30 protein-coding genes are annotated in these 22,274 nt (G+C 39.3%); 8 read left to right on the top strand and 22 right to left on the bottom strand.

Annotated features, from left to right (window positions below; genetic code table 11):
• Nucleotides 1-247: 247 nt before the first annotated feature.
• From DRZ93_RS00445 to DRZ93_RS00415, 7 genes are all read right to left on the bottom strand, one after another.
• Nucleotides 248-643 carry a DUF2513 domain-containing protein gene (locus tag DRZ93_RS00445; RefSeq protein WP_113744207.1) on the bottom strand — a complete coding sequence of 132 codons (396 nt, stop codon included), beginning with the start codon at nt 641-643 and terminating at the stop codon, nt 248-250.
• A gap of 1 nt (nt 644) precedes the next feature.
• Nucleotides 645-1,097: a hypothetical protein gene (locus tag DRZ93_RS00440; protein WP_146741075.1), complete on the bottom strand. Its 453-nt coding sequence runs from the start codon at nt 1,095-1,097 to the stop codon at nt 645-647.
• A gap of 45 nt (nt 1,098-1,142) precedes the next feature.
• Complete coding sequence (locus tag DRZ93_RS13960; protein WP_113744205.1) at nt 1,143-1,316, bottom strand: type II toxin-antitoxin system HicA family toxin; 174 nt, start codon at nt 1,314-1,316, stop codon at nt 1,143-1,145.
• Nucleotides 1,317-1,409: 93 nt separating this feature from the next.
• On the bottom strand, nt 1,410-1,841 hold the full coding sequence (locus DRZ93_RS00430; protein WP_113745474.1) for a hypothetical protein: 432 nt from the start codon (nt 1,839-1,841) through the stop codon (nt 1,410-1,412).
• Nucleotides 1,842-1,890: 49 nt separating this feature from the next.
• Nucleotides 1,891-2,070 carry a type II toxin-antitoxin system HicA family toxin gene (locus DRZ93_RS00425; RefSeq protein WP_113745473.1) on the bottom strand — a complete coding sequence of 60 codons (180 nt, stop codon included), beginning with the start codon at nt 2,068-2,070 and terminating at the stop codon, nt 1,891-1,893.
• Nucleotides 2,071-2,242: 172 nt separating this feature from the next.
• Nucleotides 2,243-2,794: a hypothetical protein gene (locus DRZ93_RS00420; RefSeq protein WP_146741074.1), complete on the bottom strand. Its 552-nt coding sequence runs from the start codon at nt 2,792-2,794 to the stop codon at nt 2,243-2,245.
• A gap of 35 nt (nt 2,795-2,829) precedes the next feature.
• Nucleotides 2,830-3,318 (bottom strand): lysis system spanin subunit, encoded by a 489-nt coding sequence (locus DRZ93_RS00415; RefSeq protein ID WP_113745471.1) that lies wholly within the window; start codon nt 3,316-3,318, stop codon nt 2,830-2,832.
• An 887-nt stretch (nt 3,319-4,205) separates the two neighbouring features.
• Between DRZ93_RS00415 and DRZ93_RS00405 the strand changes: the two genes are divergently transcribed.
• Both DRZ93_RS00405 and tnpB read left to right on the top strand, forming a co-directional pair.
• Complete coding sequence (locus tag DRZ93_RS00405) at nt 4,206-4,826, top strand: hypothetical protein (protein ID WP_113744016.1); 621 nt, start codon at nt 4,206-4,208, stop codon at nt 4,824-4,826.
• Entirely contained in the window at nt 4,823-5,161 is a 339-nt protein-coding gene (tnpB, locus tag DRZ93_RS00400) for an IS66 family insertion sequence element accessory protein TnpB (RefSeq protein WP_113744302.1), read from the top strand. The genes DRZ93_RS00405 and tnpB overlap by 4 nt, the downstream gene beginning before the upstream one ends.
• 17 nt (nt 5,162-5,178) lie before the next feature.
• Here tnpB and DRZ93_RS00395 read toward each other — a convergent pair whose 3' ends face one another.
• From DRZ93_RS00395 to DRZ93_RS00325, 15 genes are all read right to left on the bottom strand, one after another.
• Nucleotides 5,179-7,422 (bottom strand): IS66 family transposase, encoded by a 2,244-nt coding sequence (locus DRZ93_RS00395; RefSeq protein ID WP_113745469.1) that lies wholly within the window; start codon nt 7,420-7,422, stop codon nt 5,179-5,181.
• Between the two features lie 694 nt (nt 7,423-8,116).
• Nucleotides 8,117-8,521 carry a hypothetical protein gene (locus DRZ93_RS00390; protein WP_113745468.1) on the bottom strand — a complete coding sequence of 135 codons (405 nt, stop codon included), beginning with the start codon at nt 8,519-8,521 and terminating at the stop codon, nt 8,117-8,119.
• Nucleotides 8,522-8,707, bottom strand: a complete 186-nt coding sequence (locus DRZ93_RS00385) for a hypothetical protein (RefSeq protein WP_113745467.1) — start codon at nt 8,705-8,707, stop codon at nt 8,522-8,524.
• Nucleotides 8,708-8,810: 103 nt separating this feature from the next.
• Nucleotides 8,811-9,245, bottom strand: a complete 435-nt coding sequence (locus DRZ93_RS00380; RefSeq protein ID WP_113745466.1) for a type II toxin-antitoxin system HicB family antitoxin — start codon at nt 9,243-9,245, stop codon at nt 8,811-8,813.
• A 46-nt stretch (nt 9,246-9,291) separates the two neighbouring features.
• A complete protein-coding gene (locus tag DRZ93_RS13955; RefSeq protein WP_113745465.1) occupies nt 9,292-9,471 on the bottom strand; it encodes a type II toxin-antitoxin system HicA family toxin in 180 nt (59 codons plus the stop codon).
• Nucleotides 9,472-10,280: 809 nt separating this feature from the next.
• Entirely contained in the window at nt 10,281-10,775 is a 495-nt protein-coding gene (locus DRZ93_RS00370; RefSeq protein WP_113745464.1) for a hypothetical protein, read from the bottom strand.
• Between the two features lie 42 nt (nt 10,776-10,817).
• Nucleotides 10,818-11,255 carry a lysozyme gene (locus DRZ93_RS00365; RefSeq protein ID WP_113745463.1) on the bottom strand — a complete coding sequence of 146 codons (438 nt, stop codon included), beginning with the start codon at nt 11,253-11,255 and terminating at the stop codon, nt 10,818-10,820.
• An 85-nt stretch (nt 11,256-11,340) separates the two neighbouring features.
• Complete coding sequence (locus DRZ93_RS00360) at nt 11,341-11,943, bottom strand: lysozyme family protein (protein ID WP_113745462.1); 603 nt, start codon at nt 11,941-11,943, stop codon at nt 11,341-11,343.
• Nucleotides 11,943-12,404: a phage holin family protein gene (locus DRZ93_RS00355; protein ID WP_113745461.1), complete on the bottom strand. Its 462-nt coding sequence runs from the start codon at nt 12,402-12,404 to the stop codon at nt 11,943-11,945. Before DRZ93_RS00355 ends, DRZ93_RS00360 begins: the two co-directional genes overlap by 1 nt.
• 315 nt (nt 12,405-12,719) lie before the next feature.
• Nucleotides 12,720-13,160 carry a hypothetical protein gene (locus tag DRZ93_RS00350; protein ID WP_113744192.1) on the bottom strand — a complete coding sequence of 147 codons (441 nt, stop codon included), beginning with the start codon at nt 13,158-13,160 and terminating at the stop codon, nt 12,720-12,722.
• A gap of 255 nt (nt 13,161-13,415) precedes the next feature.
• Nucleotides 13,416-13,790, bottom strand: a complete 375-nt coding sequence (locus DRZ93_RS00345; RefSeq protein ID WP_113744190.1) for a RusA family crossover junction endodeoxyribonuclease — start codon at nt 13,788-13,790, stop codon at nt 13,416-13,418.
• Nucleotides 13,784-14,836, bottom strand: coding sequence for a bifunctional DNA primase/polymerase (locus tag DRZ93_RS00340; protein WP_113745460.1), 1,053 nt, complete (start codon nt 14,834-14,836; stop codon nt 13,784-13,786). Before DRZ93_RS00340 ends, DRZ93_RS00345 begins: the two co-directional genes overlap by 7 nt.
• Nucleotides 14,833-16,650, bottom strand: coding sequence for a DnaB-like helicase C-terminal domain-containing protein (locus DRZ93_RS00335; protein WP_113745459.1), 1,818 nt, complete (start codon nt 16,648-16,650; stop codon nt 14,833-14,835). The genes DRZ93_RS00340 and DRZ93_RS00335 overlap by 4 nt, the downstream gene beginning before the upstream one ends.
• On the bottom strand, nt 16,650-17,726 hold the full coding sequence (locus DRZ93_RS00330; protein WP_146741073.1) for a hypothetical protein: 1,077 nt from the start codon (nt 17,724-17,726) through the stop codon (nt 16,650-16,652). The genes DRZ93_RS00335 and DRZ93_RS00330 overlap by 1 nt, the downstream gene beginning before the upstream one ends.
• 269 nt (nt 17,727-17,995) lie before the next feature.
• Complete coding sequence (locus tag DRZ93_RS00325; RefSeq protein WP_113745457.1) at nt 17,996-18,232, bottom strand: MarR family transcriptional regulator; 237 nt, start codon at nt 18,230-18,232, stop codon at nt 17,996-17,998.
• Nucleotides 18,233-18,403: 171 nt separating this feature from the next.
• Between DRZ93_RS00325 and DRZ93_RS00320 the strand changes: the two genes are divergently transcribed.
• The 6 genes from DRZ93_RS00320 to DRZ93_RS00295 form a co-directional block, all read left to right on the top strand.
• A complete protein-coding gene (locus tag DRZ93_RS00320) occupies nt 18,404-19,003 on the top strand; it encodes a LexA family protein (protein WP_113745456.1) in 600 nt (199 codons plus the stop codon).
• A 233-nt stretch (nt 19,004-19,236) separates the two neighbouring features.
• Nucleotides 19,237-19,431, top strand: a complete 195-nt coding sequence (locus DRZ93_RS00315) for a hypothetical protein (RefSeq protein WP_113745455.1) — start codon at nt 19,237-19,239, stop codon at nt 19,429-19,431.
• A 108-nt stretch (nt 19,432-19,539) separates the two neighbouring features.
• Nucleotides 19,540-20,628 carry a YqaJ viral recombinase family nuclease gene (locus DRZ93_RS00310; protein ID WP_113744183.1) on the top strand — a complete coding sequence of 363 codons (1,089 nt, stop codon included), beginning with the start codon at nt 19,540-19,542 and terminating at the stop codon, nt 20,626-20,628.
• Between the two features lie 14 nt (nt 20,629-20,642).
• Complete coding sequence (locus DRZ93_RS00305) at nt 20,643-21,404, top strand: hypothetical protein (protein ID WP_113745454.1); 762 nt, start codon at nt 20,643-20,645, stop codon at nt 21,402-21,404.
• Entirely contained in the window at nt 21,392-21,736 is a 345-nt protein-coding gene (locus DRZ93_RS00300; RefSeq protein WP_113745453.1) for a hypothetical protein, read from the top strand. Before DRZ93_RS00305 ends, DRZ93_RS00300 begins: the two co-directional genes overlap by 13 nt.
• Nucleotides 21,737-21,764: 28 nt before the next feature.
• Nucleotides 21,765-22,274: hypothetical protein (locus DRZ93_RS00295; RefSeq protein WP_146741072.1), on the top strand; the 510-nt coding region annotated here is incomplete at its 3' end.

Below are 22,274 nucleotides of genomic sequence, written 5' to 3'. Positions count from 1 at the left end.
GCCATTGAAATACAAGGATTTTATTTACTTGACATTTTTAATATTCTATATTGTGGAATTATTTTGTACTATTTTATAGCACATTTATAGAGCATCTGCGATATTGTATGCACTATTGTGGAACAATATGATGATTTTTGTAGTTAAGACGCTCTATAAATGCACTATATTAATACACATAATAAATATATGCACAATATTGAAGCAAAATAAAAGCCCTCATTTGAGGGCTCTGTGCTATGGAGACTTATAGAATTGATTGGATTGCCTTAGGTATGGCCGCCTTTATGACTTCCCACGACAGCGCCACGCCAGCCTCTTGAGCCATGGACACAACTTTGTTCCATATGGCTTTATCTCTGATAGAGTCAAGCAAGTCATGCCCTTCCATTGTCAGACGTAATCCAAAATTTATATTTTCTGTATCGGTTTTTACATCTACAATTATGTGGCTTTCTTTAAGAAGATCTATATGTTCCCGTATATTTTTAGCCTGAATATATTTAGCTCTTTCCAAGGCTTCCTTTGTCTTGCAGTTCATGGCCACTGAATTAGGAAGCTCTATAGTGTTTAAATACTCTGAAAACCGATCTTCTTCTAATGCCAACAGCATTTCCTTGATTAGTATCCAATCTCTTTTCATTCTAACACCCTATTTTTAGAGGCTTATTTATGCAGTCAAAACACATAGCCAAATCGTCTATATTGGTACTTTTATAAAGATCTAATATCTGATTTAACTTCTGAGATGATATATTTAATTTTTTACAAATATCTACAGGCCTATATCGCTCCTGAATCATCAGATTACGTAACATTATTTTTATTGCCTGATGATATTTCAGTGTAATTAGGTGTGTTTTATTCTGTAGATCAACCTTCCCACCTGGCACCATCTCGCGCTCTTTGATAAGCCCATCTACCATTGTTAAAATGCAGTCTTGAGCCATTGCAATTGCGTTTTCTAGGCTTACTCCCTCGGTATAAAAAGTATCAAAGCATTTAGAACATGAGCCATCATTTTTAATTTCAACTAAAAAGATGCCGTCATTTTCTTTGATTATTGCAGGGTATGTTAAGTAATCCGATATATCCATATTTTTATTTGTGTGCTTTAAAAGCCCCATATTTAGGGGCTTAACTTATAGCAGGGACTGTTTTATAATTCCCTTCGCGGTGTTTTCGTTTATCTCTCGGTGCCTAGGAATTGGAATTATTTTTCCACTTTTTGATAACCACAGCTCATGGTTTGCACCTTGTTGATAGAACGTAGCACCGTTCTGTTTTATAAGTTTCTTTAATTTTAAAGCATTCACTCAAACCTCATATTCTTGTTAAGAGCCTATCCCTTAACTTATGGGTTTATTATACATAATTTTATGTATTATTGCAAATATTTTTATATATAATTAACACCCTATTTGCAAAGGTTTCCCCATCACAGCAAAGGCATGATATAAGGTCTCTATTTTAGTGCCCTTGTCAAAGGTCAAAATGTTGGTTACTGCCTGAGGTTTGATATTCATCAATTTGGCAAGTTTTACCTGCTTGGTTCTGGTCTCTACCATAACATTGCGCAACATAATTTTAAGAGCACTATCCACGCCAATATTCACAGCAACCATGCCTTCAGTAAGAGGTAAGGCTTTTGGCATAAAGTCCATATCTCTAAACCTAGAGTCAGCCACATCCCTTACAAACCACTGAGCCATATCATATGCCTCATCATAAGAATCACCTTGGGTTGCTCCGTAGTGCAATTCCTCGCCAGGCAACACAGAGAAACCAAGATCTTCCTGCTCAAATTTAAAACCGTATATTAAATAATCATTGATATTCATAGCTGTATACTTTAAACTTTCAGAAAAGCCCCCTTGCGAGGGCTTGTTTTTATTTTTTTATTCCAAGGTCTTTTAGCATCTTGTTAACTGTTCCATTTTTTAACTCTTTGCTATGCCTTGGAACTTCTGTTTCCTTATCTCCCAATCTCCAAACATCGTGCCTTTTTCCGTGATGGTCAAATTCTGCACCATGCTTTTTGATGAGTTTTAAGAATTCTGAAAGTTTCATAAGTCTCCATGTTAGTGTTAAGAGCCCATCCCTTAACTTCATGAGACTATTATAATAAATATTAAATACTTTGTAAAGCTTTTTTAATGTTTTTTATTAAATTATTTTTATTTTAATCGTCAAGAATGGGGTATATAATCAGCAAAAATAAAACTACAAACCATAGCATCATTTACACCCCTTGAATGAAATATAAAAACACGCAGGCAATACCTGTAAAAATGGATATAAGGGTGCAGATACTCTGTGCCCTTAAATAACCCGCCCTTCTTTGTATAACATATGAAAATGACATAATTGAATAGTCTACCCATTCAGCAAATTTTCTTAAATTAGTTAGATAACTCTCTGAATCAACACCCTCATCAAGATAGTCCAACATCCATGATGTTTTTCCAACACCATAAGGCCCAACATGAGCCTTGCCTATCCATAACGATGACAGACATAAAACCCCTAAGGTCAAAGAAATAACAGAGCTGAAGCATGATATTAAATACAAGCTGTAAATGAGCCCCTGCATATATAAATACAGCTCTGCTATCTGCGGATCTTTTAGAAATTCAACATAAACAGCTACAAGGGCAGTAATTATAGTAACACTCAGCCATAAATATGTTTTTGTCGTATTAGCCTGATAAGGATACATGGACTGAGAATAAAACTTCCAAAACTCAACACCGCGATCAATAAGTTTATTTGTCTCTGCTCTTTTCTCTGACATGTTTAAGCCCTCTGACATGATGTAGTAATTATAGCCTACATGCCAGCCTTCTGCGCCTCTGTGTATATCTTTAGAAGTCTATTATATTTTTCCGATATCAGATCGCAGTCTCTGCCAATACCTACAAGCTCCTTAAGGCTTTGTGTGTTCTTTCTAGGTGGTGGACAGGTGCAGGAGCCTGAAGCTCTATCGGCAGTGGTGGCAGGGTCGGGCAGCTGCACTTGCTTGCTGGCACTGTCGTTGTCGTTGAGCACGCTGTCAAGCACATGCTCATAAGAGCTGTTAATGTCATCAATATCTTTTTGCGCATTGGTCTGTATCTCGTTAATGCCAAAGGTCACAGCCTTGGTGGTCTCTATTGCTTTATCCTGCTGTGCTATGGTCTCTTTTAAAAGTTTAATTTCAAGCTCTTTTATTTCAAGCTTATATTTATCCGATGCCACGCTGTAGCCCATAAAATAGGCGCCCACAGCTAAAAGAGCCACGGCTATGAATTTGCTGTTTGAAACAATAAAGCCAAGCATAGAGCATCCAACTATCTAAACGCCAAAGAATAGGCTATTGAAAACAAAATCGCACTAAAACCAAATATCACTGAAATAAGGGCACACATTAGTATTTTTTGAAATAATGGCGACTTTTCAAAGAGCATAAATATCTCCTTTAATTGCTTTATTAAAAAATGCGAATTATCTTTTCTATTAGCAACAATAAACAATAAAAAAATAATATTACTGCTATGCCTGCTAGTGATAATTGTGTTATTTTTTCAGCCAAACCTTTCATATTCTTAAGTATCACCAAAATTAGGCAAGCTATTGATGTTATCAATTCACTTGCAGAAACATCAAATTCCAATTAAAATGTCTCCTATATCACATGTAAAAACCCCTAGGGACGCCAATCCAACTAGGGGTTTAATTTTTTACCAAAGATATAATTAAATCCGAAGTAAGCCAAAGCATAAAGGACGTGGTTAAGCCAACAATACAAAGACATAACACAATAAAAAAGATCCACGCTCTTGCTGTTATCTTTTCAGTAAACAGTAGCATTTTCATAAACCCTTTTAACCCTTTAATTGATATTGATAAATTATCAAACATGCAATATAATATCCTCTATTAGCCTAATAGAAACCCCTAGGAGTTACAGCTCAACTAGGGGTTTAATTTTATATAAATATCTTGATCCATCTTTCAACAGTAATAGCCAAACAGTATAAACAAGCAATATATACAGCCAGTCTTACGCCCCATCTAATATAGACATCGTCTCTACCCTATAAACAAATTTTTATCTTGCTTTGATCCTGTGCACCACTCAGGATCTTTTCCCTTCCTATAACTTCTATTTAATACCCAAGCTGATTGGTGCAGACTATAAGCACATAATTAAGCGAGGGTTACTTATGACAATTAAAACCAGATGTTCTACCAGCAAAAGACCAGACTGTCTATATTTTATTCTTCATCGCTTTATAGAGTACTGCGTCTCATGCATGAGAAATAAGCAACGTATAGTCAGAGTCCGTTTCTATAACTATCTAAGAGATCAAAAGCTCTTCACTGTAGGTAAGGCTCCAACCTGGATGGATAAACTCTATTACAGGCATGAGGAGTTCATTATTAAAACAACTGATGCTGTGTATGCAGGTCTGCTAGGACCTGTAGAGTTTGAGCAGGCTATAAAAGAGTACATTAGTATTTATCTTGGAGTAGATATGGATGAGATTAATAAGGCGCAGGCTGTAACTGTTATAGATAACTCAGACTTTAACAGCTACATGATAAAGAAACCAAAAAACAGGCTGCCAGTTATTACTACAGCTACATCTGAGAGTTCAGGATCGGATGGCTATATTGCATGCTGCGATTCTAAATCTGCCCCTCTAGGCACTAATAAGAGTACAGCAGATGCATCTCTTGAGATAAGCATAGGATCTTTTGATTTTAGGATTAAAAATAAAGATGGAGCCTCACTTTTTTGTGACGTGGTAACTATGATGCGCACCGGAGGGTTACTGAAATGAGATTTTTTGAAACTGGGGAAATATATTATTGCTCTGCGCCTGTAGACTGGCGTATGAGGATGAGATCTTTAAGCTCATATTCATCAGCTCTGCTTGGCATCAATATAAGGGATAAAGACTGCTATGTCATATTTCGCAACAGACATGGCAATGCCCTTAGAGCTCTGCACTACAGACAGGGGCAGATGATGATGCTTGAGGCAGCACTCGATGAGGACAGGGCCAAATATCCTATGGTCAGAATAGAAAATGGCAAAGCAGTATTCACTCTAAGCCGAGAGGAGCTGGCCTGTCTCTTTAATCGAGGTGTTGGTGCTGTTACTACCTCGAGGTAGCAACAGCTGCCTATGCTCTATTCTGTCTTAAGCTCAAATGTGCGCGCTGCACATTCAGGGCTCAGCCACGGTATCAGATGCGCTGGCAACTCAATATCAGCATAGAGCTCAGGTTTGTTGTAGTCATCTCTATTGCTTTTCGGGTTCGATTTAAGCTCTCTGGCATTAAATGCAGCTACACGAGCTTTAGTAACTCCCTGAATCATGACATAAGATGCCACATTCTGCAGAAATTTTATTGGATCAGATATACCACAGCGGTTTATAGTATGCACACAACTGAGTATTCTGCTGATAGCAACACCACTGTCATGGGAATGAATAAAGAGTTTGGCATTACGGGCTGCTGCTACAGATTTAGCACAATGCTCAGCCTCCATGCTTGTAGTATCAAGCATGCCATGCTCGATAAAAGCATTAAACTCCTGGGCATTGTTCATAAAATACACCACAGGTGTAGAAACATTGCTGATACGCTGAGCCTTTTCATAGCGTTTCTTTTTCTTTACTGCATAGACTGTGGCAAGACTGGTAAAGAGTGTATTCACATCCTGCATCAGCTCTTTACTGTATGCATTACGGTAGCGCTGTCTTATAGAGGAATAATCAGAGCCCTGATCTTTAGTCTGTATATATTCATTGTAGGCACATTTTTCTACATCAAACACCTGTTTGAGTTTGCCATAAATAATGTGCAGTACCAGCATAGCCTGGTTTTCATCCTGCAGGTCATAGCCATTCTTTTCTATATTTTCAAAGACACTGTCAATATCAATAGCTTTACATGCAGCAGTGTTGTAATAAAGCTCAATACTGCGTCTTATCTTGGTCATAAGATGACCAAGACAGGACTGATGTCTGATATTGTTATCCTGAGCAAATGTACCATATGTGGCAAATGCATCTGTAGTAATGCCGGATAATGCAGAGTCACAACCTATGAACTGCTGTATAAAATCCTTTGTTTTAGAGCGTGAACCTGACGGACCAAAAAGAATAAGTGGAGCATCAGGTAGAGAGCTGCAGGCTATAGGCACATATTCAGTGGTAGCGCCTTTACCTTTTATAACATGGGTAAACTTGGTCTCATCAAATTGCAGAGTATTACACTTGCACAGCTCCTGTGTAATAGCCTTTTCAAGCGGAATGAGCAGATATGAGAATGTAATAAGGCTGGAGTATAAAGTACTGTTTCCAAGCTGCATACCTTTGACAAAGGCCTTTTTAAAGCTGTTGACAGCAAAACCCATAGACATCATAAGGGCCATGAGAGTTATTACATTCATGCTAATAGAGCGACCTGGTAGCAAAGGCAGTGCTCCTGTGTATATGGTATCAATAAAGCCACAGGTCTTGCATTCAGCTTTCACCACAGGGGTTACTATCTTATACACACCATTATTCTTATCTACAAAACCAGTGGCGGCCAGACTGTCTAAAATCTCTGAGGCGTCTTTATTGATAACCTCAATATTGGTCGAGCCACAGTTAGGACAGATACGATCTTTTAAAATCTCCTCAACAGATTTTGCGCTCTTGTCTTCAACTGTATTTAGGTTGCTGGCTTTGCTCTTTTGTTTGCCATTGCTCTTACCACTCCTTGCAGGTGGGCAAGGTGTCTTATGCTCCCTGGACATGGCAGAGGCAAGCTCATTATTGCTATTAACAAGCTTATTAAATCTATTAATACCATTAACGATAGAGTTTTTGGTATCCATAATCTTTTTAGATATAGCAAGACCTTTAGCCTTTTCAGACTCAACCTGCTCATGTATCTGCTCTTTTGCAGGTAATGAATCAGAATACTCATCTCCATCGGCAGCATTGGCATGCATATCTCCTGTAGAGGCCACATTTGCTTTTACATCATCTCCTGATGCAGAGCTGGAGGCAGTTGGTTTGATTTTAGGAACAGCAAAGAACTTATGTGCAAATAAAAATTCTTTTAATTCTGCATTGCTTGTCACCAGCTCACATAAGATTTGGAAAAGCTCAATTAAAAGCTCAGAGTTATCGCTGACACCACAGATTCTGTCGTACACATGTGCAGGAGCAACAACAGCAAGTTGCTTGACAAGAGCGTGGACAGAGGCTCTGTTAATCATTAGGTATCTAGGAATGTCATTTTTCAGTATGTGGTATTCCTGATTCATCTGCTGGATCTGCAACTCCTGCTCTTTATTTTTCTGCTTGGTTTTTTCAAGCTCTTTTTGAAGAAGTTGTATCTGAAGTTTGAGCTCTTGCTCTACTGCTTTTGACATGACATAATCCCTTTAAAACTATGCTCTAATTATACCATACAACAGGTGTAAAAAACCTTTATTTTTTCTATATATTTCCTTATATATCAAGCAGTTACATGCAAAATCTAGCATCAAAAACATGCAAAATCAGCCTCAAAAAATGATAATAATATGACTACTTAAGTAAAATAAAGGATAACAGAAATGCCATACTGAAATGCCACATAAGTCCAATGATGAGTGGGGGTGATTTAACCCCCATCAATCTGGCGTTTCATGAGGCTATGAGGTAACAATGGCAGATTTGATGGATTTTATCCTTTGAAGGGGCGGAAGATTAGGTACGTCTGACAGATGGGGGTGGATTCACCCCCCCCATACTCATTTGGCATAGACAGCGGCGCAATCAAAAATATTTTTTCTGGGGCTTCGCCCCAGACCCCAGACACCTAAAGGTGTAAGACCATGGTTTTAAGTGATGTCGGCTTATTGTCTTTTATATTTTTGAGTTTGTTTATAGGGTAGAGACTAGACATCTTGCATAAACGCCTCATAAAGCTTTAAAAAAATCTCATGTCTATTAAACATGTGATATAATTATCTCCTGTGTTTACAATTTAAAACCCCTAGGAGCTCCCAACTCAACTAGGGGTTTAATTTTTTCAGACAATAAAAAAGCACCCATGTGGGTGCCATCTTCATTTTTTTATTGTTAGTCTTGATCGTTTTGTTTTGTGTTTTGTAAAAGTCTAGTTCTACCAACACCTGCTATATATCCACATCCAATCATAACTATTGCTTTTATTATCTCTTTAACAATATCATCTTTTTCAAGAACAAGAGACACAATTATTACCGCTGAAATTAATAATGTAATAAAGGCATAAAATTTATATTTGGAGTTGTTTAACGCGATCTTTGTATCTGAGTTTTTTACATTTGCTTGTAACTGTGCATCAATTGATGCCTTTGCAAGCTCATGCTGCATCTCAAGGCTTCTTTTTTGAACTATCAGCTCTTCTGCCTTATTCTTAACCTCTAGTTTTTGGCACTCAACCAACTCTTTTATGATAGTCAAGTCTCTATCATTTAAATCATTAGATTTTATGGATTGCATTTATTTAAGCACCATAGTCTTATATGAAACTTCAAAACTACCAAAGTCACCTACTTTACCAATAACAGGAGGAATGAAACGAGATGATTTGATATTTGAGCCATTCTCTTTCATTGTTTTTATGAATTCTGATGCAGAAAGCTGTTCTTGTAAAACAGGTTTATAAATCTTAGTGTTTTTGTTCATTTTAAGGCCACCAACTCGTTTATTCTTTATTCTTAATTATATATTGAGATATTTCAAATGCAATCCTTTTGTTAAAAGCACCCATATGGATGCTCTCAAGACATCAGCATTCTATTGAAAGAGGTCTACCAATAAGCTCAAATATTTCACCTAAACTTTCTAATTTGGTGGCTCTATCAAAATTTAAAAAGCGTGCCACTTTTTGTGGAGAATAACCTAACTTTTTTGCCACATCCGAGAGTCTCCATCGCTCTTCTAGCATTGCATTTCTAAGCATAAACTTTAAGGCTAGATCATATGGCACGCAAATATCAACATCTCCATCTTCATGGCTACCACTTGATGGGATTGGCTCCTTTCCTGCAAGATATTCGGCACTGTCATATATAACACTAAAGGCCATATCTAAAGCCTCTTCATAAGTTTCACCACTTGTAGCCCATTGACCACCTTCATATCTAACAAATACGGCATAGGTATTTGTGTCGGCGTCATGCTCAATACGTGCAGGATATTTTAAAAAATCAGATATATTCATATTAATCTAGTGACTGCCAAACAGGCCCCCATGAGAGGGCCTTACTTTACTTAAGATTTAGATCTGATAGGATCTTTCTTAAGGTGCCTGAGGGTACTTCCTGTTGGTTGTGTCTTGAAACCTGGGTTATGTTTCCGTTTAAGCCCCATATTTCATGATTTCCACCATTTCGTACCAAGATGGCGCCTTTCTTTCTTAAGTATCGTTTAAGTTCGGCATATTTCACTTAGCCTCCGATTTATATTAAGGGCCAATCCCTTAACTTCTGATATTATTATACCATATTTATATCGGAAAAGCGTTAAATATTTATCTTTTTATAGTGTAAATTTAAGCTATAAAGTAATTACTTTAAAATTTTAAATGACTTTAGCACATAAACGATTGATGCAATTCCACACGCCCATAAAGCAAACATAATGCTCATGACTAATGCTGTTCCTAAAACTGTCATCTCTTCCATAAATAACACTAAGTAAATAAAAGCGTTTTTAAAATAATAATTCTTTAACCATCACAAGCATAGTTATTAGAAAAAAGGCTTCTATTGTCCAAAAGGCAATAATTTTATATTTTCTATCAAGGGTGTTATCGTTTTTCATTTTCAACAATCCAATAAAAGCCAACACCACGCATATTAACCATGGTGGCAATTTATAAATCTCATTAAACATATGATATAATCAATCAAAATCAACGTATGTTAAGGCACCTTCTATGGGTGCCTATTTTTATTTAATAAAACTTATGCCTAAACATACAATAGCAAAAGGCACGCTAAGGATCGTTAATAAGATCGCTACCTTATAACAGCCACTCCAAAAAGCACCTCTAAACAGCATAGATAATTCCTTAAATTGTTTTATATCTACCTTAAAAATCATGTTATAATTAGCCTACTGTATATAATGATTAAGGCACCTCAATAGGGTGCCTATTTTTTTGGCCATATTTTGTACCCATAAAAAAAGACCTCCATTTTTGTGAAGGTCTCTTTCTTTAATCTGTATTACAGATATTGCACTAACCTAAAGCCTAACCTAAATATTTAAAAGCAGATATGTATCGGATACTATCAAAAAATGTTCTTGATTTATCTGTAAATATAAAAGGAATTATTGAGAGCAATAAGGCCATTGTTAATAAAAGCATGCTCACAATTAAAACAGTTATCATTAAAACCGGTCTTCTTTGGACGGCAGTCTTATACAGATTATAAATATAAGTCTTATGCTCTATATCTTTAAGCATAGGATGGTCTTTTATCTCTGATGATCCCTTACCTTTTACAAAAACTGAAATTGGTAAAAAAACAGGGATAAGAATTAAAGATCTTAATGAAGGTATAGTTTTATACTCCCAGTACACAAAGTCTTTAAACTTATCATCAACATCAGAGTCAAGGATCTTATCAAGATATGCAGAGGCAAGCTTCTGATGCTTTAATGAGGCATTTAGGCATATGGTTCTATAAAAAAAGAAAAATGTAGCGCCTAACACCGCATATATCAGATTTATATAAACATCCATAAAACACCAACCTCAATTTGTTGATGATATTTTACGATGCCTTTAGCTTAAAAATAAAGCCCTTTCAGCTTCTCGGCGTAAGGTCAGACCTTTCAACACCTGCCCCAGACTCTTGTTCCATCTTGGAAATTCATCAGCTGCGCCTTGGATATCATTTAGGCCAAGCTTTCTTAAAAGCGTGCTTGATGCAAGATTACCGATGCCAAGGTTATAGGCAAAGCTCACAAGGGCATCAAATTGATTCTGATTGACTTCAATGTTTTTCTGCTGTAAAAGGACAGAGACACCCTGCTCAAAACGCTCAAGGTCAATCTTCAACAGCTCATTAGCTGCCTCTTGAGTGATCACATTGCCTTCTTTCACATCTGGGCCGGTATGACCATATCCAATGGTCCACACTCCTGCGGGGCACTTATAGGCCCTTGTTCTTAATCCTTCAAATTCTTTAATCAAAGAAATGCATGCACTTGATGCCTTCATACTATTTTCCCTTTTAAAAATTAAACAAATAACTTAAAAAGCCAATGACACAAGCTGAGCCAAGGCATGTAAGCAAATATTCCATTTAGGCTAATCTCACTAGTTGAAGTCCTGTATTCTCATTCTCAATGGCACAGTAACCCTCGCGCTCAATAGCATCGTTAAGGGTTTCAATGTTCAATGGGCTGACCTTGGCAAAGGTAAAGGGCAGATAATCTTCACCCTTAAAGTATGCTCGCCGTGCAAAGGCCCTCTTAATATGTTTCATTGACACCTGCCCTTCTAAGTCTACGACCCAGCGCAGAAATTGATCAGCAGCTGCATCAAAAGAGCCATACTTGATAAGCTCAATCAGGCTATGAGGCCTAAAATCAGCAAGTTTAAAGACATCATCAGTTAAAAGATCGATCAATGCATCATAGTGCCTTTGCTCTACCTTATACCCCTGCAGCCACTTGCCAAGCCTAAAGCACTCGTAGTAAAGGTCAGCTCTCCAAACTTTGAAGATCTTTTTATCGTCCCAGGTGCTATTCTGAGTGAAAGGCTCAATATCTTGGTTGGTGTGATTAAGTCCGATTTTTAGAACGTTATCAGCAGGGTCGGTAAAGGCTGTTCTTGATACTTTGTAAAAATATGTCTGAAATCTTGCTAAATTGATTGACGGCTTTAATAGGTTAACATTCTCCATCAGTTCCTCTTATCAAGTGGCATAGGAGGTTCAGGCACCTGATATCCTCCTGTGCTTGAATTCATTTTGCCGGATGTGCCTGGCGTCCTCTGCTGTGCTGTCTGACTTTTAATTTTTATATCCTCAGCTACGGTCTGGCTCATAACCGGTACTCTTTGAGAGATGACAGTGTGAAAGACTTTAGAGGTCAGCATGATGATAGACTCTGTACCCATAGCGCCAAAGGCTGCGCCTATGAATGGTATCAGCTCAGGCTTGATGTCAAAGTATTCTAATGCGGGCACGACAAAGACAAGAAGCAGCAGGGCGCACATGAAATTAGATATAGCCCTTTCAAAGCGTGGCTTTTTCTCGCCTGAGGTGTAATCCCTATATCCTTTGACAGCCCATGCAGCAAAAAGGCCGAAGGTTGTATAGACTTCAACGGAGTGCTCGGCGGCCCATATGTAGAACCTTTCCATTTTGGACCTCCAGAAACAAAAAAAAAGCCGTGACTTTGGATCACAGCTTGGAGTTTAATGCATAAGTTATAAAATTTTTTCAAATTCCCTACGGGCGCAACGCGACGCGGGGACCATGTTGTCAATATACCCTTTTACGTACACATGCGCAATAGCGCTATAAAATAAAATTGATAAGGTTTATCATCTATGAATTAAATTATTGATATTTAAAGAAATTTAATTAAAAATAGCGTTGAAAAAATATAGATAATTTATGCATCTTTTATGCATCTTTTATGCAAAGTTCTTATTTTTTGCAATTTTGACCCTTGCCTAAGCAACACAACGCTGCCTTATTTTTTCAATAAACAGAGCCAATAATTCTGATGCATTGCGATCTTCAAGATAATAACCTTCACGCTTAAAAGCTTTGCGCATATATGACAGCGATGTTAAATCTTCTATGTTGTAATTATTGATGTATATTTCTTTAAAGAGCTTATAGCCAAGCTCATCATGAAAGCGCACAATGCTGACTTTGTTATCAATAAACAACCCTATCTCATCTGTAATATATAAAACATTGCGCTTCCCCTCTGCTATCTCACCCTCACTGCCCTTGATTCCAAGGAAGGTCACATACTTAGGGTTATCAAGGCCAATACGGGACCATATAGCATACTGACTCAACAGGTGCCTAAACTCTGTATGTCTGCCATTGCAGTCTTTCACTCTGGCTATGTCTCTTACATCTGCAATTGTCATGTAGCGCATTGTCTGCCCTTAAATACGGACTAAAAATTTATTAAAGCTTTGATAATTAAAAATACAGCAAATGCAAAACACGCTGTAATAAAAAATAAAGCAAATATACCCGGCATTTTAAAACTAAAGTTTCTTTGAATCTTTATACAACAAATAGGCAATAACACCTAAAACAATAGCCAATGAAAACAGGCTAAACATAGCTACAATCAATCCTGGCATTTTATATCTCCATGTTTCTATAATGCAATTATATAACGTATTTTATAAAATCCAATCAGCCAAAGGATCACTCTCTGACTTTGGCCATATCGCAAGAGTACATGATCCAGGTGGCAGCACTCCCTGCCTTTTTACAATGAGGTCACAGACTTGGCTATCATCATTCCACACCCCTGCCAAGGTCAATGTGTCCTGCAAGGCTTTAAGGTAATTGTCTAAGTCTCTGCGGGCATTGTCAGGAAAATAAAAATCAATGTAAAGATAGACATCACAGCTAAAAGGCTCAAACCCCTCAGGCAGCTGCTTTAAAATTCTTTTGCGCTCTCTGTACTTCCAATCATTCCATGCTGTCTTATGCTTGATATTGCCAAGCTTCTGATTTAGTGACGGTGGCATGGTCAGCTGAAGTATTAGCATAGGTACTCCTTATATCGCTCGCAGGTACGCTCTATAAAATATCGCTCATATAGTTCTATAACACTGCTCTGCATAGTTGTATTAATTCCCTTGGACGCCAGCACGCCCATAAGGTGTAATTTGTACGGTTCGTAAATCTGTTCAAAGGCCAGGGCGTGCAGCTGCATGACTTCCATGTCTTTAACCTGCTGCATCTCTTTAACTGCTTGCACCAAGGGCTGTGCCTGCGCTGTCTGTGGTAATCGTCTGATTGTTTGCCCATCATAGAAGTCACATAGGGCACGCAGGATAATCTCATCGCCCACATCAATGAGAAAAGAGTAAATCCTGTTATGGTTGTGTAGCACATCATAAGCGATTACAGCCTTAACCTTCTGCACAGCGTCATTAAAGCCATAGTTGAATACAAGCGCTCCCTTTAGCGCATGCTCCTGTATCGTATTGCAGTAGGCTACCTTGATGCGGGTTATCTTATCTGCATCTAGCTCAGGTAAATCAGAAGGTGAGACTTGGACGATAAATGTGGTATCAGGATATTCACTGTAAAGCTTCTCATGCTCTGGATAGGCGCCAAAGACAACGCTCAAGTCTTTTTTAATCTCAAGGTCAAACTTCCTGCCATCATCACATACAACAGAGGGGCCAAGGTGAAGAGGCAGCTCTTGCTTAACCTCAAAAGGCGCCCTAAAGAAAATCTTACAGCCCTTTTTGCCTGAGGTCGTGAACAGCTGAGGTACAAGGTCGGCACGATTGATGCGTCTTATAAAATCATCGGTAAAGTCAGAGCTCGGAAAGTCTAAATCAAAGGCACACAGCTGTGTATTATCAAGCCTTAAGGTCAGACTGTTGGCTTTGCCGTTGTCCAAATTCAACATACACCACTCAAGCAGCTGCGCCCTATCAACACCCTTCCACTTGTGCAGGTTTGGAAGCTTGCCTCGTGAGCCAATAACATCAAAGCCCCGAGAATAGAGCCCCTGCGCCACGTTCTTTAATGCCAAAGGCAAAGATGCAGCAGTGACCCCAGCCTCTTCCATTGAGATCATAATTCACCATCCCCCACCATATAAGCCACCTCAAGATCCATATCATCAGCACTCTTAGGCTCAACACCTGGCGCTATTTCATAGCCCTCATCTCGTGGAGTGAACTCATCAAGTACATTATCAGCACTAATTGAAGGCTTAACTGTGGCAACACTTTGATCAAAGATTTTAGAATTTGAATAAGAGCCATCAAGCACATGAAAACCACCGCCTGTGGTTCTTGTAAGCTCAAAATGCACTGATGTTGATGCATAGCGTGACTTGGCCACCACCATTTTAAAGTTTGACTTTTCATCATCCTTAAACAGAATAAGGGCAAGAGCGACATCACGCACAACACCCGAGGATCCTGCAATGTCATAAAGGGTCGGCTCTTTTTTCTTTTTGCCCTTGTCAAACTGTGGCTTGGTCAGCTGAGTCAGAACAAGAATGGCAGTATCACTATCCTGCGCCAGGGCTACAAGCTGACGCATAACATCGGAAATCTGCTCCCACTGCTCGCCCCTTTTATATCTGTCGTTTTCAATAATTTGCAGATAGTCAATGACAATCAGATCTACATCGCCTATAAACTTGGCACTGTCTACACTGCTCTTGATATCATTGATAGACATTGAGCGCCCACCGATGATTTTTAAATTGTTGTTCAGATCGTAGGCCTGATTAAACTCATTAAAAGCTTTATGTGGAAAGCCGTGCTCCTTAACCATCTTCTCGGTCACTTTCATCTTGACCATAAAAAGGCGCTGTGCGATTGAATCCACACTCATCTCGGCGGTGAAAAATAAAACGCGCTTATTGTTGTCAATGGCACGCAGGGCAGACTCAATGCCAAAGTAGGTCTTACCCACACCTGTATGTGCTGCCAATATGGAGACCTCGCCACGTCTGTAACCATAGACTTGATTATCAATGCTCTGATAGCCTGTTGATATATACAGGTGGTTAAAGACATCAGGATCGCTTATATCATTAAGGGCAGAGTTACAGCTTTTTAAAACCTCATCTCTTTCTTTGAGCTCTTTAAGTCCTGTATTGGAGCCAAGGCACATCATGGCCTGATTGGTTAGATCTTTCATATCTGAGGCACTGCCCTCAAGTGCTGCTTTGATATTGGCCTTTGATATATTGATAATCTGCAATCTTGATGCCTTGTCTATCATCTGCTCCATCTGTTCGCACAGCGTGTCAAAGGTCACAGGAGAGGATGCGCTTGTTACAGCCTTAAACAGCTCATCAGACACATTAAACTTGTGCAGGGTCTGCCTAAACTCTTTGAGGACAAAGATGCTGTGAGTCTTGGTATGTTCATACAGGGCCTTGAATATGCCCACATGTTCCACAGGAATTTTTTTAATGCTGTTTTTATAGCGTGAGATGAATTTACTTCTGTCCTCGGCTGTGCAATACATAATCAAATTTGCTATAATCAAAGAGCTTAAGTTTTTGATGCTGTCATAGAGTGTCATCTCTGTCGCTTCTGATGACTTAAGCTCTACAGCAGCATCATCCACTTTTGATTTGTTTGAGAATACTTGTCCCTGGCGCATTGAGAAACCTCTCTCCTGCGCCTTTTTAATAAGCACGCCTATCCCTATTCCCTGATTATCTTTATAAAACAAACTCTTCTCATGTTTAGCAGCAGCTGCATCATGCTTATCACTCTTTGATGCCCATGAGACGCATCTGTTAAAGACATCACCGTCACCAGGGAAGGCATTCCCCAGCGCACGGAAGACGTCCACCCACTCATCACGCTCACTTGGTTCAAAGTAGTTTAAAAGCTCTGCCACCTGTGCTTTATCAAAATTCATTATTCACCCTCCTTAAAAATAGCATCCAAGGTTTCATCTAAAGTCACGGCAGGCAGCTTAAACTGCGTATATGCTTTGTTAAAGACGCCCCATATACTTGCAAAGTAATCAAGCATTTCCTTATCTGAGGCATTGAGAAAGACATCCTCGTTTTTTGTAAATTTAAAGAGATCTCTCCATGTGTCATGCATATCGTTGTGATACCTGAAGCGATACAGGCAGAAATGTATAAACCATGCATTGATAATGATGATTAGCTCTTTGGTGCCTATGTACTTTTTGGCAATAATGTCATAACCGCTAAAGTCATAGCCCTCACGGCAGTGGCGTCTTATTTTTCTCAAAGCTTTATCATCAAAGGCAAAGTAATGAGCCTCAGCCCATGTAGGTGTAAGTTTCATTTTTTCATCTTTCTGAAACAGCCACTTTTGCAACATCAGGCGATCAAAGAGTCTGCCAAAGGTTTCAATGTAGTTATCCTCACCGTCTCTGTACTTTCTAAATAAGATTTTGCAGTTATTAAGAATCACTGTTTGAAAGTAATCAAGAAAGTGAACGCCCTTGGATGGGTCGTAATGACCAAGAGCATAGTCAAGCACGGGCTCAAGATTAAATTCACACCTGCCTGCATGATCGTGATAAAAGTACTTGCAACATAAGAGCTCTCTGGCCCACTCTTTGATATTTGTATAAATCCAATCAGTCAGAGCTTCATAAGGCCCACCATCAAAAGGGATAGTCTTTTTAGCCTCTGCCAAATCACAACGAAATACATCCTTGTCTTTGAACAATTGGTCTAAATTATTTTTATAAAATTTGAGTAAAAACCTTTCTATATATATTCTTAGGTTTCTTAGGTTTCTTAGGTTATTAGTTGTACACGCCTTGTGTACATTGACGTCACACTGTGTGTACATTGAGGTGTCAGAGTGTGTACAACTAGAAGTAACATCTTGTGTACGACTAGATGTATCTGTATGAGTACAACTAGTTGTACACGCCTTGTGTACATTGACGTCATCGGTCTTACAGGCTAAAAGTTCCCAGTTAGGCGTAATCACTCTAGATCCGTGCATGTGTAAACCTGTACGAGACACTTTGATCAAATCTCCACTTTTTAACACCTGAAGCGCTCTTGCAATTTGAGTGCGATACAGAGGAAAAGGGATCATCTCTTGAATTTTTGCATCCGAAAGGACACAGTGCCCTTTTTTCTTTGCCATGTGACAAGCTTTACCTAAAATGAATAACGCTAACAGCTCCGAGACTCCACATTTTTTAAATATGCCTTTTAAGCTGTTAGGGATTAAAAAAGTTTCAGCATTAAAATTATCAACTGCCCCCATCACTGTACCTCAATAATTTTTACCTTTGGATAAACAATGAGAGAACCGTCCGATCTTTGTGTCGCATATTCTGCTATTCCTTTATCCTTGAGCCTGCTTAATGTTTGAAAAAGAGCAGGCCTTGAAATTTTGAACTTAAATAAAAGATCATCTATTGAGACAAACTGATTTTTTGATAGCCCTTGAAAGAACAGAATTAATTCACATTCTCGTTTAGAAATAGAAAAAGAACGCATATATACTCTCCAAAGAAATATAATATAACTGATATTAGCATATTATATGACTTAATAAATATAAAATCTTCACCTAACAATAAAAAATATGCTTGAGACCATAAAAAACATTGAATATATGCGCTTTTCTTCCTATACTTTAAAAGTTACATATTAAGAGAGGACAATAGAATGAAGCGACGATCAAAATACTCACATTTAAGTGATAAAGAATTGGGACAAAAAATAAGGCTTTTAAGACATAGCTCAGGGCTCTTACAGTCTAACTTCTGCACAGCCATGGAGATATCTCAATCTAGACTATCTCGCATTGAGAATGGACAAGCTAGACCATCGGATCAACAAGTTGACGCTCTGCTTGAATATACAAACACGCCACCAGATTTTTTTGAATTAAACTCTCCAAAGGTTGCAGGAACTGCCAGTGCTGGCTTTCCAACAGATCGCTATCCTGACGATCTAGGCACTCTGTCGGACATTGTTCCAACTCATGAGCACATCTTTATTGTGCAGGTTTCAGGCTACAGCATGGAGCCAACCATCAACAATGGAGACTTTGTTATTGTTGACTCTTTACAGAAAGATCCTCAGGATCTGCGCAATCAGATAGTATGCGCAAGAGTAGAAGATGAAGAGCACGTAATTAAGCGCCTTGTATATGAAACAGGCTGTTATTATCTTAAATCTGACAACCCTCAATTCCCTTTAATTCCTGTCCGCGCTGATACAGAGATTGAAGGCAAAGTCACAAACATCATTAAAAAACTTTAATTGTCTTTTTTTTAGCCCCCTTGCTGGGGCTTTTTTTTGCCCTAATTCCCTACAATTCCCTCCTGCTTCTTCAAATATGCACCATGGCAAACACTTGTCGCATAAAAATTACCCTATTTATCATACAGATATGCAATAAATCTGCATAAAATATTTAAAATAACTCATATATATCTTTATTTTTTCTATATTAAACATATAATATGATCAAATTCATCATAAAGAGGAAATATATGACCGAAAGCACTACATTATTAACATTTGCCCCTAATTCAACTTTAAAACTAAGACGCAGGATAGTTATTGAAAAGGTGAAGGCGCTTTTAAGCAACAAAGAAAAAGAGGCTGTTATCAACGAATACAAAGCCTTAATTGATGAACTAGCACAAATTGATGATAGAGAAAAATCCAATGACCAAAGAATTTAAACACTGGATGAGTGAATCAATGAACAAAGAGGCTTTCTTGTTTGCCCTTATTTCAACAGTTCTATTTTTTGCAGTGGCAACACTGTTTGACTTTTTGGAGATTTTTTAATGACTGACTTACCAATAATTGAGGGTCTTACCTATGAGCAGGCAGGCGACATTCATGATAAGCGCACAGCCAAAATCAACCAAATGATCGCAGATAAAGGCCTTACAGGCTATGACAAATGGCTTGCAGAGCGTCAGTGCGGTCTTGGTGGCTCTGATGTGGCTGTAATCCTTGGCCTTAGCAAATACAAGAGCCCTTATGAGCTTTGGCTTGAAAAGACAGGACGTGCAGAGCCTTTCAAGGGCAATGATGCCACACACTGGGGTCAGAGACTTGAGGACGTTATAGCAGAAGAATACGCAGAGCGCACAGGCATGATGCTACACACCTGTCCGACTCTGAATGATAACACATGTTTTTGGCTGTTCGGCTCTCCTGATCGCATTGTAACAACCAAGGAGAATCCAAACTCACCTGTATCTATTTTAGAAATAAAAACAACAAGGCGCAACACAGCTACTAACGAGATAGACGACAACGGAGACACCGTCATGCTGTGGGGCCCTGGCAACAAGTACATAAATGGCAAGCTTGCCGTGCAGGATTCTCAAGTCCCTATGGAGTACATCTTACAAGTTCACGTGTATATGCTCCTTACCGGTGTCAGAACCTGTGACCTTGCTGTCCTAATGCAGACCTCTGACTATCGTGTCTATACCATTGACTTTGATCTAGAGGTAGCTGTTGAACTCCATAGGAACACATATGAGTGGTGGGTTAAGCATGTTCTTCTAGATCAGGAGCCTCCAAAGACTATCAAGGATCTAAAGAATGCAGAGCACTCAAGTGACTATGCTCAGGTAGATGCAGACATTAAAAACGCTGTCATTAGCTACAGAGAGATTAAGGACCAAATAAAGGCACTTGAAAAGCAGGCAGACACACTGCAAGAGAAGATAGTCACAGCTATCGGAGAAAACGAAGGCATTCAAGATGCAAACGGTGCCGTCCTGGCTACCTACAAGCTTCAAAAGGGCAGAATCTCAATCAATAAAGATCTCTTAGAGATTGAGCACCCAGAGCTATATGCCCGCTATAGAGTTCAGGGCGCAAATTTCAGAGTTTTAAGAACAAAAGCAATTAATTAAAAAGGAATATAAAAATGGCAGATTTTAACGTATCAAACTTCAATACAAGACCAACCGTTGTGGGCGCACAGCCCACTTCTAATGGCTTTAACAGCTTTCAGCCACAGCAGGCCCCACAGGTTCAGCCTATGCAGGCCTTTCAGCCACAGCCACAGATGACACCGCAGATGATGCAGTCAAATGCTTTTATCCCTTCTGCCCCTCCTGTTCCTGTGCCTCCTGCTCCAATGGTGCCAAGTGCTGAGACTCTTGCCCATGACTTTGGCCATGTTGAGTCTGATACCTCTGTAGCTATGGCAATGGAAGAGGCTGGCAGAAAGGTGGTAAATGGCTTTAATGTACTGCCTAAGACCATCAATGATGCTAGAGAGTACGCCAAGTATTTAAGTTTTTCTTTACTAGTGCCTGCTGCACTGCGCTCAACCGATACAGTAGATCATAGTGTTGATGTTTTTCTGATCATAGCTGCAGGTCAGCGTTTTGACCTGTCTCCTGAGATGGCCCTAAGAGCCTTCTATGTAGCGAACGGCCGTGTAGATATGTTTGTCAAAGCCAAGGCCGGTATCTGCATCAAGTACGGCTCATGGTCTTATAAGGTAGAGCAGCAGCCTGGCTACTATGGTGTGACTTATTCAGGCTACAGAAAAGACAGACCTAATGAACCTCACTCTGTGACCTATTCAACAGCAGACGCACAGCTGCGCAACCTTGTGGCCATTGACGCCAACGGCAACATTTTCGGACAAGGCAAATGGGCAGACAAATGGCTGACATGATCAGAATTCGCGCCCTGGGCCGTTTCCTTGATGAAGTGTTCCCTGATGTTATCGGTGGCTACACCTCAAGAGAGGAAATGGAAGATCTTGATGCCCTGCCTGTAGCATCTGAGCACAAAGAAGGCCAGCCTGCCAAGGAGAGCAAATCAGTCAAAGATGCGCTTAAAAAGACACGCACCACCAAGAAGGTAATAGGCACAACAGATAGCATTCAGCCACCTTCACTTGTGCCACCTCCACAGGTACTGTCTCAGATGAATGCCAAAGCAGAAGGCCCACACATTGAAGAGATTAAAGAGCCTGTGCTTGATGCTGACAACCCACCATTTTAATTTTTGAATTTAATAGGAGTAAAACAACATGATTGAACTAGGAAATGTACAGACCTTAACTGACGAGAAGTTTTTTGCATCTCTTGACGGTCTGCCATACATCAACAATTCAGGCGTGTACGATGCTGTGATTATTGATGCAATTGCAGGCGCTAGACAGAACGACCCTAATCACAAGGTCATCTCCCTTGGCCTGCTGTGCACCGATGCAGATGGCAAAAAGGGCCGTATGAACCTGTCCATTGATTTATCACAGACAGAGTTCTCACACCACACAACCAACCTGGCCTATCTGCTTGGCTCTGTTGATCAGACCGGCAGGGTATACATTGACGACCAGGTGAAGCAGCTGCCAAAACCTCTTCCTGATGGTCGCACCTCCTTGACCATTATTGCCAACTTCATACAGAAGCAGATAAAGGTAGCCGTGCGCCGTTCATCCAAACAAATCAAAAAGGCGTGCCTTACTTCTCTGTCGTGGCCTTTTTCAATCCACAAGGACAGAGCGCTATTGAGCTTGCAAGAGGTCAGCAACCAC

This window comes from Anaerobiospirillum thomasii, assembly GCF_900445255.1.
In the GTDB taxonomy this organism is placed as follows: domain Bacteria; phylum Pseudomonadota; class Gammaproteobacteria; order Enterobacterales; family Succinivibrionaceae; genus Anaerobiospirillum_A; species Anaerobiospirillum_A thomasii.
The sequence above is the reverse complement of the archived record's forward strand: the minus strand, read 5'-3'. Positions and strand labels throughout refer to the sequence as shown.

Excerpts from the sequence above, each read along its gene's own strand:
- DRZ93_RS00310 (WP_113744183.1), top strand. The coding sequence starts at position 19,540 with ATGACTGACTTACCAATAATTGAGGGTCTTACCTATGAGCAGGCAGGC.
- DRZ93_RS00330 (WP_146741073.1), bottom strand. The coding sequence starts at position 17,726 with ATGCACGGATCTAGAGTGATTACGCCTAACTGGGAACTTTTAGCCTGT.
- DRZ93_RS00370 (WP_113745464.1), bottom strand. The coding sequence starts at position 10,775 with ATGGATGTTTATATAAATCTGATATATGCGGTGTTAGGCGCTACATTT.
- DRZ93_RS00430 (WP_113745474.1), bottom strand. The coding sequence starts at position 1,841 with ATGAATATCAATGATTATTTAATATACGGTTTTAAATTTGAGCAGGAA.
- DRZ93_RS00360 (WP_113745462.1), bottom strand. The coding sequence starts at position 11,943 with ATGGAGAATGTTAACCTATTAAAGCCGTCAATCAATTTAGCAAGATTT.
- DRZ93_RS00320 (WP_113745456.1), top strand. The coding sequence starts at position 18,404 with ATGAAGCGACGATCAAAATACTCACATTTAAGTGATAAAGAATTGGGA.
- DRZ93_RS00365 (WP_113745463.1), bottom strand. The coding sequence starts at position 11,255 with ATGAAGGCATCAAGTGCATGCATTTCTTTGATTAAAGAATTTGAAGGA.
- DRZ93_RS00390 (WP_113745468.1), bottom strand. The coding sequence starts at position 8,521 with ATGCAATCCATAAAATCTAATGATTTAAATGATAGAGACTTGACTATC.
- DRZ93_RS00445 (WP_113744207.1), bottom strand. The coding sequence starts at position 643 with ATGAAAAGAGATTGGATACTAATCAAGGAAATGCTGTTGGCATTAGAA.
- DRZ93_RS00325 (WP_113745457.1), bottom strand. The coding sequence starts at position 18,232 with ATGCGTTCTTTTTCTATTTCTAAACGAGAATGTGAATTAATTCTGTTC.
- tnpB (WP_113744302.1), top strand. The coding sequence starts at position 4,823 with ATGAGATTTTTTGAAACTGGGGAAATATATTATTGCTCTGCGCCTGTA.
- DRZ93_RS00405 (WP_113744016.1), top strand. The coding sequence starts at position 4,206 with ATGACAATTAAAACCAGATGTTCTACCAGCAAAAGACCAGACTGTCTA.
- DRZ93_RS00380 (WP_113745466.1), bottom strand. The coding sequence starts at position 9,245 with ATGAATATATCTGATTTTTTAAAATATCCTGCACGTATTGAGCATGAC.
- DRZ93_RS00340 (WP_113745460.1), bottom strand. The coding sequence starts at position 14,836 with ATGATCTCAATGGAAGAGGCTGGGGTCACTGCTGCATCTTTGCCTTTG.
- DRZ93_RS00345 (WP_113744190.1), bottom strand. The coding sequence starts at position 13,790 with ATGCTAATACTTCAGCTGACCATGCCACCGTCACTAAATCAGAAGCTT.
- DRZ93_RS00425 (WP_113745473.1), bottom strand. The coding sequence starts at position 2,070 with ATGAAACTTTCAGAATTCTTAAAACTCATCAAAAAGCATGGTGCAGAA.
- DRZ93_RS00350 (WP_113744192.1), bottom strand. The coding sequence starts at position 13,160 with ATGCGCTACATGACAATTGCAGATGTAAGAGACATAGCCAGAGTGAAA.
- DRZ93_RS00335 (WP_113745459.1), bottom strand. The coding sequence starts at position 16,650 with ATGAATTTTGATAAAGCACAGGTGGCAGAGCTTTTAAACTACTTTGAA.
- DRZ93_RS00420 (WP_146741074.1), bottom strand. The coding sequence starts at position 2,794 with ATGTCAGAGAAAAGAGCAGAGACAAATAAACTTATTGATCGCGGTGTT.
- DRZ93_RS00385 (WP_113745467.1), bottom strand. The coding sequence starts at position 8,707 with ATGAACAAAAACACTAAGATTTATAAACCTGTTTTACAAGAACAGCTT.
- DRZ93_RS00355 (WP_113745461.1), bottom strand. The coding sequence starts at position 12,404 with ATGGAAAGGTTCTACATATGGGCCGCCGAGCACTCCGTTGAAGTCTAT.
- DRZ93_RS00305 (WP_113745454.1), top strand. The coding sequence starts at position 20,643 with ATGGCAGATTTTAACGTATCAAACTTCAATACAAGACCAACCGTTGTG.
- DRZ93_RS00415 (WP_113745471.1), bottom strand. The coding sequence starts at position 3,318 with ATGCTTGGCTTTATTGTTTCAAACAGCAAATTCATAGCCGTGGCTCTT.
- DRZ93_RS00315 (WP_113745455.1), top strand. The coding sequence starts at position 19,237 with ATGACCGAAAGCACTACATTATTAACATTTGCCCCTAATTCAACTTTA.
- DRZ93_RS00395 (WP_113745469.1), bottom strand. The coding sequence starts at position 7,422 with ATGTCAAAAGCAGTAGAGCAAGAGCTCAAACTTCAGATACAACTTCTT.
- DRZ93_RS00300 (WP_113745453.1), top strand. The coding sequence starts at position 21,392 with ATGGCTGACATGATCAGAATTCGCGCCCTGGGCCGTTTCCTTGATGAA.
- DRZ93_RS00440 (WP_146741075.1), bottom strand. The coding sequence starts at position 1,097 with ATGGATATATCGGATTACTTAACATACCCTGCAATAATCAAAGAAAAT.